The sequence below is a fragment of the Bacillus cereus group sp. MS39 genome (assembly GCF_040448665.1).
In the GTDB taxonomy this organism is placed as follows: Bacteria; Bacillota; Bacilli; order Bacillales; family Bacillaceae_G; genus Bacillus_A; species Bacillus_A wiedmannii.
Window position 1 is genome coordinate 1,978,916 of sequence record NZ_CP123058.1, and the last position, 14,268, is coordinate 1,993,183.

Genomic DNA, 14,268 nt, shown 5'->3' on the forward strand with positions numbered 1-14,268 from the left:
TAAGTATTAACATACGTAATTGAGGTGTTTTCTTTGTTGTTTTATGATCGAATTTCTATAATGGCCCCTCCTGTTCCGTAGCTTAGGAAAGTCTTTTTATTTCTGAGATTTTCAAAGTTATAGGAGGGTATGAAAAATGAAAAAAGTCTCAGTACCATCACTTTTGTTAATGATTATTCTTGTGGCATTTCCGCAAATTAGTGAAACGATTTATACACCGTCTTTACCTGACATTTCACAGGCGCTACATGTAAGTAATAATGAGGTACAGTTAACGCTTAGTGTGTATTTCGCTGGATTTGCTTTAGGTGTATTTTTTATTGGATGGTTATCAGATATAATTGGCCGTCGCCCGGCAATGTTATTTGGAATAGTCGTATATGGCGTTGGGAGTTTCTTATGCTTTATTGCAAATTCCATTGAAGTTTTATTGGTAAGTCGTTTTATTCAAGCGTTTGGAGCAAGTGCTGGCTCTGTTGTTACACAAACGATTCTTCGTGAAAGTGTAGAAGGGCATAAGAGGCATGTTATGTTTGCTCAAATCTCGGCAGTCATTGCTTTTACACCAGCGATAGGACCGTTAATTGGTGGCTTTCTTGATCAAATGTTTGGATTTAAAATCGTATTTTTAAGTTTAGTAGTTATGAGTGTCGGGATTTTTCTGTATACGTTTGTTTCTCTTCCGGAAACAAAAACGGACTCAATAACGAATAAAATAAATGTGCTTTCAGTCTTGAAGAGGTTAATTACAAATCCGAAAGTAGTAACATATGGGATATTAATTGGAGGAGCGAATGGTGTTTTATTTAGCTATTATGCAGAAGCGCCGTTTATCTTTATTGAATACTTTCAGTTATCGCCTAGTATGTATGGATTTTTAGGAATTGTTGTTGCTTCTGCTTCTATTATTGGAGCGAAAGTTTCAAAACGATTGCTTGCTACTTATAAACCAGAGAAAATTATATATATTGGTTGTCTTGTAATGACAGGGGGAGCAGTCGCTTTATCTATTATTACTTCGGTTGGATCAAATCCGAATATAATATATATGATTGTATTTTTAGTAGCGATGTTTATATTGCTATTAGGAATTGGGATAGCGCTACCTAACTGTTTAAGTTTAGCGTTAGTAGATTTTCAAGATGTCATTGGTACAGCCGGAGCTTTGTTTAGCTTAGGGTACTATGTCATTGTAACGATAACAATTTGGGGAATGAGTCAGCTGCATACGGGCTCTTTACTCGTGATGCCACTTTATTTTCTGGTTATTGTAGTTATCATGATGGTGTTTACTAAAGTGTTTATTTTAGGTAAAGAAACTTCAAAAATGAGTTAAATATGAAATGGTAAAAGGGTCTCATTTTTTAATGAGACTCTTTTATATTTTATCCCGCTGTTTTGAGGCAGCAAGATTCCTGCCTCAAAATTGGGCTGGATTAAAGAAGTTAGTAGTTTATTAATATATTAAATTTCTGGTTGGTATATAAATCGGACGTGTGGGAAATTGCGTTATCAACTATAAAGATTGAAGTACATGAGATGTGAAACCGAGGAAGAAATACTCTCCTCGGTTATTTATATTGTAATAATATTCATACCGGAATCATATTGAATAGATGTATTTTATTGTTAATTTAGTTAAAAATTAATCAGACTTATGTATAATAATTTATTGAAAAAATAATTGAACTTTTCAGATAAATGAATTAATATAAGGTAAGTAATTTTAAGATTTATAGAATATTGGAAGATGAAAGGTTTTGAGAATTTTGTAAGAGGCAAAAAACGATTTTAGGATAGCTTTAAAGCTAGTGTAAAATGACGTTTGCTTCACCATTTTCAGGGCCGAAAGGAATTAGGGGAAAGCATCTTGTTTTAAAATGCGGCTATGAATCATCTAAGAGGGGGAAATGAAGTGGCAAACAAGGAATTGAAAAGGGGCTTAGAAGCACGTCATATTCAAATGATTGCTTTAGGTGGAACGATTGGTGTTGGTTTGTTTATGGGGTCGGCCAGCACGATTAAATGGACAGGTCCGTCAGTCATGCTTGCTTATGCAATTGCAGGTATTTTTATCTTCTTCATCATGCGTGCGATGGGTGAAATGTTGTATATGGAGCCGAGTACAGGTTCATTTGCGACGTTCGGTCATAAGTATATTCATCCGTTAGCTGGTTATATGACAGCGTGGAGTAACTGGTTCCAGTGGGTTATCGTTGGGATGTCAGAAATTATTGCGGTTGGAGCATATATGCAATATTGGTTCCCGGACTTACCAGCTTGGATACCAGGTGTAATCGCAATGGTTATTCTTGGCGCAGCTAATTTAATTTCTGTTAAGTCATTTGGTGAATTTGAATTTTGGTTTGCGATGATTAAAATCGTTACAATTCTATTAATGATTATTGCGGGATTTGGACTTATTTTCTTTGGAATTGGTAACGGCGGAGAAGCGATTGGTATATCTAACCTTTGGTCAAATGGCGGTTTCTTTACAGGTGGTTTTTCAGGATTCTTCTTTGCTTTATCACTTGTAGTTGGTGCATACCAAGGTGTGGAATTAATCGGTATTACTGCTGGTGAAGCGAAAAATCCGAAGAAGACACTTACAAGAGCAATTCAAAGTACAATTTGGCGTATTTTAATTTTCTATATTGGTGCTATTTTCGTTATTGTAACTGTGTATCCGTGGGATCAATTAAGTACAATTGGTAGTCCGTTCGTAGCAACTTTTGCGAAGGTTGGTATTACGGCAGCAGCTGGACTGATTAACTTCGTTGTTATTACAGCAGCAATGTCGGGTTGTAATAGTGGTATTTATAGTGCGGGCCGTATGCTTTATACGTTAGGTGTAAATGGACAAGCACCGAAGTATTTCACGAAACTTTCTGGAAATGGTGTGCCTTTATTCGGTACAGTTGGTGTAATTATCGGTTTAGCAGTCGGTGTTGTATTAAGTTATATCGCACCGAAAAACTTATTCGTATATGTATATAGTGCGAGCGTACTTCCTGGTATGGTACCATGGTTCGTCATATTAATTAGTCAAATTAATTTTAGAAAAGCAAAAGGGGCAGAGATGAAAGATCATCCGTTCAAAATGCCATTTGCTCCTGTTACAAACTATTTAACAATTGCCTTTTTAATTATGGTATTAATTGGAATGTGGTTTAATGATGATACGCGTATTTCACTAGTTGTAGGTATTGTTTTCTTAGCTATCGTAACAATTAGTTTCTATGCTTTCGGAATAGGGAAACGAGCTCCGTTAGACGTTCAAAATGATCAAGAGATTTCAAGTAAATAAAGGTGAAAAAAGTCCGATTTCCAAATAAGAAATCGGACTTTTTGTTATTAAAATTTCTCTAAAACGATTTTCCCAATTGTACGCCCACTTTCCAGTAGTGCGTGTGCTTTCTTTACGTTTTCAGCGTTAATTGGTGTTAATGTTTCATTTAGAGTAGTCTTTAAAATGCCTTCATCTAATAGTTCGCTTACTTTATTTAATAGTTCGTGCTGCGTAATCATATCACCAGTTTCATACATCGCTTTTGTAAACATAAATTCCCAAACGAATGTAGCACTTTTACTTTTTAAAATACCCATCTCAAGAGGGTGTTCATTTTCTACGATAGAGCAAATTTTTCCTTGTGGTTTAATGAGGTCGCATATTGCTTGCCAATGTTGATCTGTATTGTTTAAGCAGAAAATATAATCTACATCTTTTATCCCGAATTCTAATATTTGATCTTGTAAAGGTTGGTGATGGTTAACGATATAATCGGCACCGAATTTTTCAACCCAGTGTATCGTTTCATTACGAGATGCAGTTGTGATTACATTCAGTCCAGCCCATTTCGCAAGTTGAATTGCAATTGAACCTACACCACCAGCCCCGCCGATAATTAAAATGTTTTTGAATGTATTCTCATCTTTCTTATTATAATCAATGCTTAAACGTTCAAATAAACCTTCCCAAGCCGTAATAGCTGTTAAAGGAAGTGCTGCAGATTCAGCATCACTTAACGTTTTAGGTTTCTTGCCAACGATTCGTTCATCAACTAGGTGGTATTCACTATATGTACCTTGTCTCGTAATACTTCCAGCGTAAAATACTTCGTCGCCTTCTTTAAATAACGTACAACCTTCGCCCGTTTGTACGACGACACCACTAGCATCCCAGCCAAGTATTTTCGCTACATCTTCTTTTTTATCTTTCGGAGAGCGAACTTTTGTATCAACTGGATTAACGGAAATAGCGTTAATTTTAACAAGTATATCTCTTCCTGTAGCAACAGGTCTTTCAACTTCAATATCAATTAAACTGTTTTCTTCTTCAATAGGTAAGTATTCATGTAAACCAATTGCTTTCATTTGTATTCCCTCCATTAAAGTAAGAGTTTTTCTCTTTTATTATAGTAGGTAAAGCGTCATTATGTAAAAAAGTTGAGTTCTTTCCATTTTGTAAAAGAGCTGTTTCAACTTCATTTAGAACTTTGTAACTGGCGAGCAACATCCATCACTCTGATTTTATAAGCGTCGGATGAGAGGTATACTTATTTTTCCAGTGTACCTTGCAATGAACAATACCAAGTGTTATATTATACTTGTAGTTATTAGTTATAAAATAGTACTAAATAATAAACAGTAGTGGATATCAATTAGAATAGGGTGAATGAATATTGAATGTACAATTTAAAAAAGGAGTTTTAGAACTTTGTGTTCTTGTCTTACTGGATAAGCAAGACCGTTATGGATATGAATTAGTTCGAAATATTTCCAATCGAATTGAAATATCAGAAGGGTCTGTTTATCCTCTTCTTCGAAGGCTAACTAAGGAAGAATATTTTACAACGTATTTACAGGAGTCTTCAGAAGGCCCTTCAAGAAAGTATTATACACTGACGGATAAAGGTAGAACGTATTTGTATCAACTTTTGGAGGAATGGAATGAGTTTTCACAAGGTGTCAATCAATTAATTAAAGAAGGTGTAGGTAATGACGAAAGATAAATTTTTACAACAATTAAATGTATCTCTAAAAAGGTTATCTGATAAAGAGCGTGCAGAAATTTTAAAAGATTATGAAGAACATTTTACTTTCGGATTAGAGGAAGGGAAAAGTGAAGAAGAAATTGCAACTTCATTAGGCTCTCCAGCTCAAATCGCCAAAGAGTTATTAGCAGATTATCATATTGAGAAAGTAACAGCAAGTGCAACAACAGGAAATGTTTTTCGGGCAATTTGGGCAGTAATTGGATTAGGTTTTTTTAATTTGTTAATCGTGCTTGGACCTGCAATTACATTAGCGGCATTAATTTTTTCAGGATGGGTTCTAGGTATCTCATTTTTAGGCGCACCATTACTTGTTTTAGTTGATACGATTATACATCCAAATACATTCTTGCTATTTAATCTTTTTGTTTCTTTAGCACTTTGTGGACTTGGATATTTCATTGTTATTGCTATGTTATTTTTAACGAAGCTAGCAAAGAATGGATTTGTTCGTTATTTAAAGTTCAATATAGCATTAGTAAAAGGTGGTTTGAAGCATGATAAATAAAAAGAGTCTTTCAATCATTGCAGGTATTATTTTCATTATTGGTATTATCGGAAGTTTATTCACTTATCGTTCAATTGCTGCAGTACCAATTTCAGAAGAAAAGGTCGTTAATAATAATAATGTGTCAAGCGTCATTATTGATACAAATAACGTTCGTGTTAATATCAATCCTACAAAAGATAGTAACGTGAAAGTAAAATTAGATGGCGAGGTTAATCCAAACGTAAAAAGAACATTAGCTACGGATGAGGAAGATTCAACGCTTCTCATTTCTTATAAAGAAAAACAACAGAGCTGGTTCAACTTTAATATTTCTGAAGTATTGGCTCCATTAACATTAAATGTGTATCTACCTGAAAAACAATATGATTCATTAAAAGTTTCCAATAATAATGGCTACGTTTCTGCTAAAAAACTAAACGCAACACATTTTAATATCAATACAAGCAATGGACATGTTGAATTAAGAGAAATCAATTCGCCAAAAATTATCGCAGAAGCAAACAATGGAATTATGGATTTCAAAGATGTATTGGCACAAAATATTCATGTGAAATCGAACAACGGACGAATAATGCTAGACCATGTTGAAGGTGAAATAGAGGGGCAAACTAAAAATGGAAGTCTTACTCTTAAAACGAATGAACTGGATCGAAATCTCAATTTTATGACTCATAATGGGAAAATTAATATTGAAACCGAAAAAGAACCAACTAATGTTCAATTTAATGTTTCTGTCGACAACGGCAGCGCGAATATCCTGAATAAATATAACGGGAATACGGTTATTGGAAAGGGAGAAAATATAATTAAATTAAACACACATAACGGAAATATTACAGTGAAAAACCAATAGCATATTACCTTTTATAATCTCAGCTCGTCGCACATAAAGAGCAATAATAAATAAAAAAGAACCGACTCCTTTTTTCAACATATAGGTAGTCGGTTTTTTTTTTATGTAACCTTCGTTTAAGTGTGTATCCTTTTCGTATTTCAAAATACAAACAGTTGATTTATTACCCTGGATTCTTAGAAAAATAACGAATAATAATTAATAGTGTAAGAAGAATTTGTGAATGACTCAAAAATAATAGCTGAAACAATGAAAAGTGAGAAGGAGTTTATTTCTAGCAAGAGGAATTCTTTACTGTATTGTTTTATTCAAAACTAAATTTAAAGGTGGATACATAATGACAGTAAAGAAGCTTTATTTCGTCCCAGCAGGTCGTTGTATGTTGGATCATTCGTCTGTTAATAGTACATTAACACCAGGAGAATTATTAGACTTACCGGTTTGGTGTTATCTTTTGGAGACTGAAGAAGGACCTATTTTAGTAGATACAGGTATGCCAGAAAGTGCAGTTAATAATGAAGGTCTTTTTAACGGTACATTTGTTGAAGGGCAGATTTTACCGAAAATGACTGAAGAAGATAGAATCGTGAATATTTTAAAACGGGTTGGTTATGAGCCGGAAGACCTTCTTTATATTATTAGTTCTCACTTGCATTTTGATCATGCAGGAGGAAATGGCGCTTTTATAAATACACCAATCATTGTACAGCGTGCTGAATATGAGGCGGCGCAGCATAGCGAAGAATATTTGAAAGAATGTATATTGCCGAATTTAAACTACAAAATCATTGAAGGTGATTATGAAGTCGTATCAGGAGTTCAATTATTGCATACACCAGGCCATACTCCAGGGCATCAATCGCTATTAATTGAGACGGAAAAATCCGGTTCTGTATTATTAACGATTGATGCATCTTATACGAAAGAGAATTTTGAAGAGGAAGTGCCGTTTGCTGGATTTGATCCAGAATTAGCTTTATCTTCAATTAAACGTTTAAAAGAAGTTGTGATAAAAGAGAAGCCGATTGTTTTCTTTGGGCATGATATAGAGCAGGAAAAGGGATGTAAAGTGTTCCCGGAATATATATAGTGCAAAAAGTCACGGGCGAATGAGCTCATGACTTTTTCGTTTAAATAATTTTTTTGAATAAGTTATAAACTTTTTTTGAACTATCTTCATTTAATTGATAGTACGTAAGGTTTACATCATCGGGAGTATCTTGCTGAGCAATCATCACTTCACTACTGTGATGATCAACTACCCATATGAAATATTTTTTATAAGTTCCATCCTCGAAAGTAATCCACATATCACAATCTATTAAATCTGATCCTTCTTCATCTAATGTTAATTTGCCTTTTTTGGCGGTATCCATACTGTTAATAAACGTTTTTAATTCATCTGTTTTTGTGAGAAAGATATCCTTTTTTGTTTTAATTGACTCGACATGAATATCTTTTATTTCCTGTTTTCCTAAAAAGACAGGGGGCTCATTTGGGTCTCTTTGAGTTGAAATGATAGTAGCTTTCTTCTTTGGCTTATTTGCTGTATAGAAGTCTTGAATAGATTTTTCTGAGTTGAAAAACCATACGATACCAAAAATAATCAATGTGCTACAAAGCAGTAAAATGATTTTTTTAATAGAATATTCTCCTCTCTATTACTTCGTATGAAGAGCGTTTCTATTAATATATGATAGGTAAGCGTAAAGTATTATAGTTGAACTTGGTTATGCTTCACAGTTTTTATCGGACGATCTACGAGTAAATTGTAAGTGAGCCCAATTAATACGAAAATGCCACCGACAACTTTGCCCATTGAGAGTTCGTGTGACAAAATGAAATCAATGATAGTCCCCGCAAATAACTGTCCAATAAAGATGAGTAACGTTAAATAAAATGCTGATATTTTAGGAGTGATATAGTTCGATAATGAGATGACGATAACGCCTACTAATCCGCCTAAGTAAACAGCGATAGGAATAGATTGTAATGTATGCATTGGAATATACAATGAATCTGAACTGAAAAGTAAAAATAACATAGAGAAAAATAATCCAGTAATATAATTAAAAAACGTGCCTTCCCAATTTCCAATCTTCGCTGCTAAATTCGCATTAATAATTCTAGCAACAACGATAGAAACACCAGCTAAAATAGCGATAGTAATATATAACATTTTTTTGCCCCCATTAATAAATTGTCATGATTATAATTCCAGAAGAGATGAAACATAATCCAATTAGTTTTTTCTTTTCAAACTTTGAAACTTTCATTCCTAATAAGCCAAAATGATCAATAACGATGGAAGCAATGGATTGACCGAATAAACTTAATGCGATTGTAATGGAGGCACCAAGGACGGAGAAACTTATATTATTAAAAAGAACAGTGAATACACCAATCGCGCCAGCGCTATATAAGAAAAGTGGAATCCCTTTATTAAAATGGATTTTATTTTTGTTTATGATTAAAACGAAAATAACTGCAATTAAACCGACAAGGTGAATGACAACGCTTGCGGTATACTTGCCAATTAACTCAGATAAAATCCCATTCAATGGGAGCATAATGGCAATAAGCACACCAATAAAGACAGAAAGAAAGTTATACAATGTAATATCCCCTTTATATTTCATATTTGTAATGACTGTATCATGCTGAAATTGTCTATTACTATGACATATGTCATAGTGGAAGAAGAAAATTTTGATTACAATGGGGAGTAGTTGTAAAGGTGGGGGACTATGAAGAAAGTATGTAATTCTATTAAATTAGCAGAGTATATGAAACAAAATAATATTGACGCATTTTTTACTAATGATATGAAGCCGTATATGGAATTAATATTTTTTAAAAAGAATGAGTTTATTTGTAGAGAAAATGAAGAGATAGATTATTTATTTTTCTTCGTTGAGGGAAAAGCGAAAGCGTTTAATACATTAAGTAACGGGAAATCTGTATTACTATGCTTTTATGATAGTTTGCAGCTGTTAGGAGATGTGGAGTTAATTCATTCTCAAAAGACTGCTTCAAACGTACAAGTAATGGCAGATTCATATTGTGTTGGTTTGCCTTTAGGGAAAGTGAGAAATCAACTATTTCATGATGCGAAATTTTTACGGTGTATTTGTGGATCGTTAGCACATAAATTAAACCGACTTTCAAAAAATAGTACAATTAATTTATTATATCCACTTGAAAATAGACTTGCGAGTTATATGTTAGCAGCAGGGGAACGAGCGGTGCAGCACGGAAATCGAATTGTATTTAGTGGGAATTTAACGGAAACAGCTGAATTGTTAGGAACTAGTTATCGGCACCTATTACGTACATTAAATATTTTTTGTGATAAAGAGATTATAAAGAAAAATAATGGTTGCTTTGAAGTAGTAAATGTGGATGTTTTGAGGGAACTGGCGGCAGATGTTTATAAATAGGAGGAGATTATAAATGATTACACCTATATTTAGAATTTTTGATATTGAAAAAGCAAAGCTATTTTACATAGATTTTTTAGGATTTAAACTGGATTGGGAACATCGGTATGAGGAGCATATGCCATTATATATGCAAATTTCGTTACATGATGCTGTAATACATTTATCAGAACATCATGGTGATGCTTCGCCAGGCGGTGCGATTCGGGTGAAAATAGAGGATTTAAAAAGTTATTATGCTATTTTATCAAGTAAAGATTATGCTTATTCAAAACCTGATATAGAGAGAACACCGTGGGATACAATGGAATTAACTGTGATTGATCCGTTTTCAAATAGAATTATATTTTATGAGGAAAAGGTTTAGTATTAGCATTACTAAACCTCTATTAGATTGAACTGGTGAGTGAATGGCTTGGCGAATAAAATAATGAACTACTCTTAGAGATATGGAGCAAAAAAATAGATCAGTAGCAGCAACTACTGATCATCCATATGTACATGAATTAGGAGAGGTCAAACATTTATTAACTTTATTATAATAGATTTTCATGAGAATAAAAACTGAAAATTCTAATTTTATGTTGAGAAAGTTTTTTGTATCGAAATATATAAAAGAATAGGGATTTTTAGTAAAAGGAAATATGATATTTATATTTTAATAAATTGTGATATAGTTTATAAAGAATAGATTACATAAAATGTTATTTTATTACATAGTAATCGTGTTTTGGATTAAGGAAGGGGGAAATGATTGTGAAGTTTGATGATCAACGCCTACTAGGAGTCCGATTAGGATCGGTACTTGTAACAGAGGAAAATCAATATTTAGTAATTAAGAAAAAAGATCATTATGCACTATTAAATATACATAATTTAGAATGCACACATGTTGAAGTGCAGCTAGAACATATTGAAGAATTGTTGCGGGAAGATTTCCAAGAAAGTATAACGGAGATTATCGCACCAGAACATATAAAAATTGTTGCGAAAAATGTAATATAAAGAAAGAAGCTGGAAGGAACAGCTTCTTTCTTTTCATTATAAGGATAACGTTTTAAAAACGTCACCAATAATCCCTTCCATTTGATGAACACCTAAGTCGGCGTTCGTCATTATAACGGCACCATTACCTCGGTATGGATAGCATACCATCATACATTGAAATCCCACGCCCCAGCCAAGTGAATACATTTGTAAGTCTTCGTTAGAATCATCTAGAAAAACACCTAGTCCAGTCCATTTTGAGCAACCTTGAGGAGAAATCATATCTTGTACTGTTATTTGAGAAAGTTTTAGTTTGCCCTTTCCTTGTAAGGAATGAATGATTTCAATTACTAAAGTTGATAAGTCAGTGGGTGTTGTCCAAATGCCTGAAGCAGCTGCGAATGGATAAAATGGATACTTCTCATTTGTAATGGTGCCATCTTTATTATGCCCGCAAGCAAAGGGCTCCATTTTATTTATATCTTCAGGAGAGAATACCGTACTATTCTTTAGCTGGAGTGGCTGAAAGATATATTCTTCAAGTAAAAGGGTGAATGGTTTTCCAGTTATATCTTCAAGTAGTAGTTCGATAATACAAAAGTTTGCATCAGAGTAGTGAAATTCGCTTTCTGGTTTATAAGCTATTTCTATCGGTACGGGACAATATGATGTTTTACCGGCAAGGAGTTCAGACATGTTTGGTTGCCCTTGTGCAAGTAGATAATGTTCAAAGCTATTAGGAGGATCAATGATTCCAGATTGGTGACATAACAAGTTTCGCAATGTGACCTTTTTTTGTGAAGTAAATAGATTGGTAGGGATGTTCCAAGATGTGAGTCTATCATTTACGTCTTCATCTAAATGTACGATTTCTTGATCTGATAATGTTAGTACAAGAATTGTGGTGATGAATTTGCTAATAGAACAAGAATTGAATATGGAATCTGTAGTAACAGTTCTATTAGTTCCAGATTCAAGTGTTCCGCAGGCAGTTGCTTCATCTAGTTTACCATCACGTATAACGGCAAGGCTTAAACCTGCAACGGAATATTGGTTCATTTTCTCGTATATAGTGTTGCTTTTTAAGTTCATAGTGACTCCTTCCTTATAAAAGACAGAATATTAGTTCTATTATACGGTAGTTAATAGAGAGGATGAGAGAAAAAGAAAAAACTTCATCTTTTATCGATGAAGTTCTTTTAGTTAATTCGAAGTGAATGCTTTAAAAAATTTATCTCGGTACATGTACATAAGCCATGAGGTTGTTAGTAAAGAGATAATGATTTCTTTGTTTTGAATTGGCGCATTGAAAACAAGCCAGCCAACGATATCAAATAATAAATGTAGTGCCATTGAAAGAACTACAAATTGTAGTAGCGTATTTAAAAATCTTTTCATGAAGTGCCCCCCTAAAATAAAAGGTTTTATCAACAGTGTTGTATATTACTATTATACATTAAATGTGTCTTGTGGTAAAATTTACATAAGTTAGTGAAATAAAACAAATGAAAGCTAATGAGGAGGAATAGTCATGGAATTTTGGATGATCATACCGATAGCGGTCTTTGGATTTATTTATATTGCTGAAAAATTAAATAGAATCGAAAAGAAAACGGATGCCCGTTTAAAGAGGATGGAAGATAGATTACAGCTAATTTCGAAAGAAATGGGAATTGTAGATAGAGAACCTGAAATTAATAAAGAGTTGCGTCAGCTTATGGAAGAAGGTAAAACAGTTACAGCAGTTAAGAGAGTAAGAGAGGCTTTTGGGTTTTCTTTACTAGAAGCGAAGCAATATGTCGATAAATTATAAAAAAGATCATCCGATTGGATGGTCTTTTTTCATTGTACCATACGTGTATTTACATAAGCAGCGATTATAACGTGGCCAATTATAATGATAGGAAATAAGATTTTGACATTAGGAGTAGTGAAGACACTACCAATTGTGGCGATAATACCAGCAGTTAAATTATAAAGACCAACTATTTTTGATAACTTACCTTTATCTGGCACACGGCGTTCATTGAATCCTGATAAGAGCCAAGTGTATTGTTTAACTCCGATGAAATAGGCTAGTGCAAATGAAATGATTGCTAGTATGAATAATGATGGGGAAGCGAAGATAGTCATTGAAAACACCTCCGTTAAAGGGCTATAAATAAATTATAGTATGAATGTTATAATTTAACAAAATAGATTTTAAGTGTAATAGAAAAACGGAGTATTTATCATGAAGGGAGATTAAGTATGAATATTGTGGAATTCCAGAGATATGTATCAAATTTCAGTAAAGAAAAAGGATTTAAAGATACAACCATTGAAGAGCGTACGATGTATACGATGGCGGAATTGGGTGAATTAGCGGAAGTGATATTAAAGCGTGATAAAATACAAGATTCGAAAAGAGAGATTGGCTTAGAAATGTTTGATGTAATTTGGAATGTATGTGATTTAGCAAATAAGTTAGAAATTGATTTAGATAAGGCATTTGAAGAAAAAATGATGATTAATAAAAAACGTGAATGGTAAGTGGAATATTAATGTGTAAAGATGGGGGATACGAATGAAAAAGAAGCTTATTATAGGAGGAGTCTTTACCTTAATTAGTGTAATGAGTGTTTTCGCCTACTTAGTATTTCAAGGCATATTTATTCCGAATCAAATAAGTTCGGATAAGTATGAAATAAAAGGTGTAGATGTTGCATCATATCAAGGGGATATAGATTGGAGAGAGTTGGAAAAGCAAAATATGAAGTTTGCGTTTATAAAGGCTACTGAAGGAAGCGCGTTTGTGGATAAGTACTTTTCGAAAAATTGGACGAATGCGAATAAGACAGGTATGCGCGTCGGAGCGTATCATTTTTTTAGTTTTGATAGTAAGGGTGAAACACAAGCAGAGCAATATATACGAACTGTTCCAAAATATAAACAAGCATTGCCACCCGTAATTGATGTTGAGTTTTACGCTAATAAAAAAGATAATCCGCCTAAGCGTGAAGATGTTGCGAAAGAGTTGTCGGTCATGATTGAAATGCTAGAAAAACATTACGGTAAGAAAGTAATATTGTATGCAACTCAAGAGGCATATGATCTGTATATAAAGGATGCGTATCCCCAATGTGATATATGGATTCGTAGTGTCTTTACAAAACCGAGTTTATCTGATGAGAGAAAATGGACGTTTTGGCAATACACGAATCGCGGGAGATTAAATGGTTATAATGGAAAAGAGAAGTATATTGATTTGAATGTATTTTATGGGAATGAGGAAGAGTTTGAGAATTATGGAATAAAAGGTTAAGTTTTAAAGCGCACAAAATTTTGTGCGCTTTTTATTAATGGTATGAAAAATATGTAAAAAAGATGGAACAAACATTTGAGATGAATTGTCTAATATAGGTAATAACTATTTCGTTTGAA

The 14,268-nt window shown here is 33.5% G+C and carries 19 protein-coding genes; 12 read left to right on the forward strand and 7 right to left on the reverse strand.

The window, feature by feature from the left end:
• Nucleotides 1–136 precede the first annotated feature (136 nt).
• Both QEP67_RS10280 and QEP67_RS10285 read left to right on the forward strand, forming a co-directional pair.
• Nucleotides 137–1,336: a multidrug effflux MFS transporter gene (locus QEP67_RS10280; RefSeq protein WP_000758002.1), complete on the forward strand. Its 1,200-nt coding sequence runs from the start codon at nucleotides 137–139 to the stop codon at nucleotides 1,334–1,336.
• 579 nt (nucleotides 1,337–1,915) lie between these two features.
• Nucleotides 1,916–3,307 (forward strand): amino acid permease, encoded by a 1,392-nt coding sequence (locus QEP67_RS10285; RefSeq protein ID WP_001284429.1) that lies wholly within the window; start codon nucleotides 1,916–1,918, stop codon nucleotides 3,305–3,307.
• A 47-nt stretch (nucleotides 3,308–3,354) separates the two neighbouring features.
• Here the strand turns inward: QEP67_RS10285 and QEP67_RS10290 are convergent, their stop codons facing one another.
• Nucleotides 3,355–4,374 carry a zinc-binding alcohol dehydrogenase family protein gene (locus tag QEP67_RS10290; protein WP_000643746.1) on the reverse strand — a complete coding sequence of 340 codons (1,020 nt, stop codon included), beginning with the start codon at nucleotides 4,372–4,374 and terminating at the stop codon, nucleotides 3,355–3,357.
• A 308-nt stretch (nucleotides 4,375–4,682) separates the two neighbouring features.
• On the opposite strand from QEP67_RS10290, the gene QEP67_RS10295 reads away from it, so the two are divergent.
• From QEP67_RS10295 to aiiA, 4 genes are all read left to right on the forward strand, one after another.
• Nucleotides 4,683–5,012 (forward strand): PadR family transcriptional regulator, encoded by a 330-nt coding sequence (locus QEP67_RS10295; protein ID WP_001102638.1) that lies wholly within the window; start codon nucleotides 4,683–4,685, stop codon nucleotides 5,010–5,012.
• Nucleotides 4,999–5,562 (forward strand): DUF1700 domain-containing protein, encoded by a 564-nt coding sequence (locus tag QEP67_RS10300; protein WP_000159076.1) that lies wholly within the window; start codon nucleotides 4,999–5,001, stop codon nucleotides 5,560–5,562. Before QEP67_RS10295 ends, QEP67_RS10300 begins: the two co-directional genes overlap by 14 nt.
• Complete coding sequence (locus tag QEP67_RS10305; RefSeq protein WP_000608748.1) at nucleotides 5,552–6,418, forward strand: DUF4097 family beta strand repeat-containing protein; 867 nt, start codon at nucleotides 5,552–5,554, stop codon at nucleotides 6,416–6,418. Before QEP67_RS10300 ends, QEP67_RS10305 begins: the two co-directional genes overlap by 11 nt.
• Nucleotides 6,419–6,755: 337 nt before the next feature.
• Nucleotides 6,756–7,508, forward strand: coding sequence for an N-acyl homoserine lactonase AiiA (aiiA, locus tag QEP67_RS10310; protein ID WP_000216610.1), 753 nt, complete (start codon nucleotides 6,756–6,758; stop codon nucleotides 7,506–7,508).
• Nucleotides 7,509–7,548: 40 nt separating this feature from the next.
• Here the strand turns inward: aiiA and QEP67_RS10315 are convergent, their stop codons facing one another.
• From QEP67_RS10315 to QEP67_RS10325, 3 genes are all read right to left on the reverse strand, one after another.
• Nucleotides 7,549–8,043, reverse strand: a complete 495-nt coding sequence (locus QEP67_RS10315; RefSeq protein ID WP_074650912.1) for a hypothetical protein — start codon at nucleotides 8,041–8,043, stop codon at nucleotides 7,549–7,551.
• Nucleotides 8,044–8,132: 89 nt separating this feature from the next.
• Nucleotides 8,133–8,597 carry a DMT family transporter gene (locus QEP67_RS10320; RefSeq protein ID WP_000965808.1) on the reverse strand — a complete coding sequence of 155 codons (465 nt, stop codon included), beginning with the start codon at nucleotides 8,595–8,597 and terminating at the stop codon, nucleotides 8,133–8,135.
• Between the two features lie 13 nt (nucleotides 8,598–8,610).
• Nucleotides 8,611–9,057: a DMT family transporter gene (locus QEP67_RS10325; protein ID WP_002107980.1), complete on the reverse strand. Its 447-nt coding sequence runs from the start codon at nucleotides 9,055–9,057 to the stop codon at nucleotides 8,611–8,613.
• A gap of 108 nt (nucleotides 9,058–9,165) precedes the next feature.
• Between QEP67_RS10325 and QEP67_RS10330 the strand changes: the two genes are divergently transcribed.
• From QEP67_RS10330 to QEP67_RS10340, 3 genes are all read left to right on the forward strand, one after another.
• Nucleotides 9,166–9,858 carry a cyclic nucleotide-binding domain-containing protein gene (locus QEP67_RS10330; RefSeq protein WP_000754838.1) on the forward strand — a complete coding sequence of 231 codons (693 nt, stop codon included), beginning with the start codon at nucleotides 9,166–9,168 and terminating at the stop codon, nucleotides 9,856–9,858.
• Nucleotides 9,859–9,871: 13 nt separating this feature from the next.
• Nucleotides 9,872–10,225, forward strand: a complete 354-nt coding sequence (locus QEP67_RS10335) for a glyoxalase superfamily protein (protein ID WP_000632387.1) — start codon at nucleotides 9,872–9,874, stop codon at nucleotides 10,223–10,225.
• 389 nt (nucleotides 10,226–10,614) lie between these two features.
• The gene (locus QEP67_RS10340) at nucleotides 10,615–10,863 is read left to right on the forward strand and encodes a hypothetical protein (RefSeq protein ID WP_000666944.1); all 249 of its coding nucleotides are present in this window, start codon (nucleotides 10,615–10,617) and stop codon (nucleotides 10,861–10,863) included.
• A gap of 36 nt (nucleotides 10,864–10,899) precedes the next feature.
• Here QEP67_RS10340 and QEP67_RS10345 read toward each other — a convergent pair whose 3' ends face one another.
• On the reverse strand, nucleotides 10,900–11,937 hold the full coding sequence (locus QEP67_RS10345) for a serine hydrolase domain-containing protein (protein ID WP_001050180.1): 1,038 nt from the start codon (nucleotides 11,935–11,937) through the stop codon (nucleotides 10,900–10,902).
• A 111-nt stretch (nucleotides 11,938–12,048) separates the two neighbouring features.
• Nucleotides 12,049–12,243 (reverse strand): hypothetical protein, encoded by a 195-nt coding sequence (locus tag QEP67_RS10350; RefSeq protein WP_000819667.1) that lies wholly within the window; start codon nucleotides 12,241–12,243, stop codon nucleotides 12,049–12,051.
• Between the two features lie 133 nt (nucleotides 12,244–12,376).
• Between QEP67_RS10350 and QEP67_RS10355 the strand changes: the two genes are divergently transcribed.
• On the forward strand, nucleotides 12,377–12,658 hold the full coding sequence (locus QEP67_RS10355; RefSeq protein ID WP_000397706.1) for a hypothetical protein: 282 nt from the start codon (nucleotides 12,377–12,379) through the stop codon (nucleotides 12,656–12,658).
• A 29-nt stretch (nucleotides 12,659–12,687) separates the two neighbouring features.
• Here QEP67_RS10355 and QEP67_RS10360 read toward each other — a convergent pair whose 3' ends face one another.
• The gene (locus tag QEP67_RS10360) at nucleotides 12,688–12,978 is read right to left on the reverse strand and encodes a DUF3784 domain-containing protein (RefSeq protein WP_000151619.1); all 291 of its coding nucleotides are present in this window, start codon (nucleotides 12,976–12,978) and stop codon (nucleotides 12,688–12,690) included.
• Between the two features lie 117 nt (nucleotides 12,979–13,095).
• Here QEP67_RS10360 and QEP67_RS10365 point away from each other — a divergent pair, with 117 nt between their 5' ends.
• Both QEP67_RS10365 and QEP67_RS10370 read left to right on the forward strand, forming a co-directional pair.
• Nucleotides 13,096–13,377, forward strand: a complete 282-nt coding sequence (locus QEP67_RS10365) for a MazG nucleotide pyrophosphohydrolase domain-containing protein (RefSeq protein WP_001028127.1) — start codon at nucleotides 13,096–13,098, stop codon at nucleotides 13,375–13,377.
• Nucleotides 13,378–13,411: 34 nt separating this feature from the next.
• Nucleotides 13,412–14,149, forward strand: a complete 738-nt coding sequence (locus QEP67_RS10370; protein ID WP_000727828.1) for a GH25 family lysozyme — start codon at nucleotides 13,412–13,414, stop codon at nucleotides 14,147–14,149.
• The last annotated feature ends 119 nt before the right edge of the window (nucleotides 14,150–14,268 follow it).

Coding starts and splice junctions, on each gene's coding strand:
- QEP67_RS10280 (WP_000758002.1), top strand. CDS start 137: ATGAAAAAAGTCTCAGTACCATCACTTTTGTTAATGATTATTCTTGTG.
- QEP67_RS10290 (WP_000643746.1), bottom strand. CDS start 4,374: ATGAAAGCAATTGGTTTACATGAATACTTACCTATTGAAGAAGAAAAC.
- QEP67_RS10300 (WP_000159076.1), top strand. CDS start 4,999: ATGACGAAAGATAAATTTTTACAACAATTAAATGTATCTCTAAAAAGG.
- QEP67_RS10305 (WP_000608748.1), top strand. CDS start 5,552: ATGATAAATAAAAAGAGTCTTTCAATCATTGCAGGTATTATTTTCATT.
- aiiA (WP_000216610.1), top strand. CDS start 6,756: ATGACAGTAAAGAAGCTTTATTTCGTCCCAGCAGGTCGTTGTATGTTG.
- QEP67_RS10320 (WP_000965808.1), bottom strand. CDS start 8,597: ATGTTATATATTACTATCGCTATTTTAGCTGGTGTTTCTATCGTTGTT.
- QEP67_RS10325 (WP_002107980.1), bottom strand. CDS start 9,057: ATGAAATATAAAGGGGATATTACATTGTATAACTTTCTTTCTGTCTTT.
- QEP67_RS10330 (WP_000754838.1), top strand. CDS start 9,166: ATGAAGAAAGTATGTAATTCTATTAAATTAGCAGAGTATATGAAACAA.
- QEP67_RS10335 (WP_000632387.1), top strand. CDS start 9,872: ATGATTACACCTATATTTAGAATTTTTGATATTGAAAAAGCAAAGCTA.
- QEP67_RS10345 (WP_001050180.1), bottom strand. CDS start 11,937: ATGAACTTAAAAAGCAACACTATATACGAGAAAATGAACCAATATTCC.
- QEP67_RS10350 (WP_000819667.1), bottom strand. CDS start 12,243: ATGAAAAGATTTTTAAATACGCTACTACAATTTGTAGTTCTTTCAATG.
- QEP67_RS10355 (WP_000397706.1), top strand. CDS start 12,377: ATGGAATTTTGGATGATCATACCGATAGCGGTCTTTGGATTTATTTAT.
- QEP67_RS10360 (WP_000151619.1), bottom strand. CDS start 12,978: ATGACTATCTTCGCTTCCCCATCATTATTCATACTAGCAATCATTTCA.
- QEP67_RS10365 (WP_001028127.1), top strand. CDS start 13,096: ATGAATATTGTGGAATTCCAGAGATATGTATCAAATTTCAGTAAAGAA.
- QEP67_RS10370 (WP_000727828.1), top strand. CDS start 13,412: ATGAAAAAGAAGCTTATTATAGGAGGAGTCTTTACCTTAATTAGTGTA.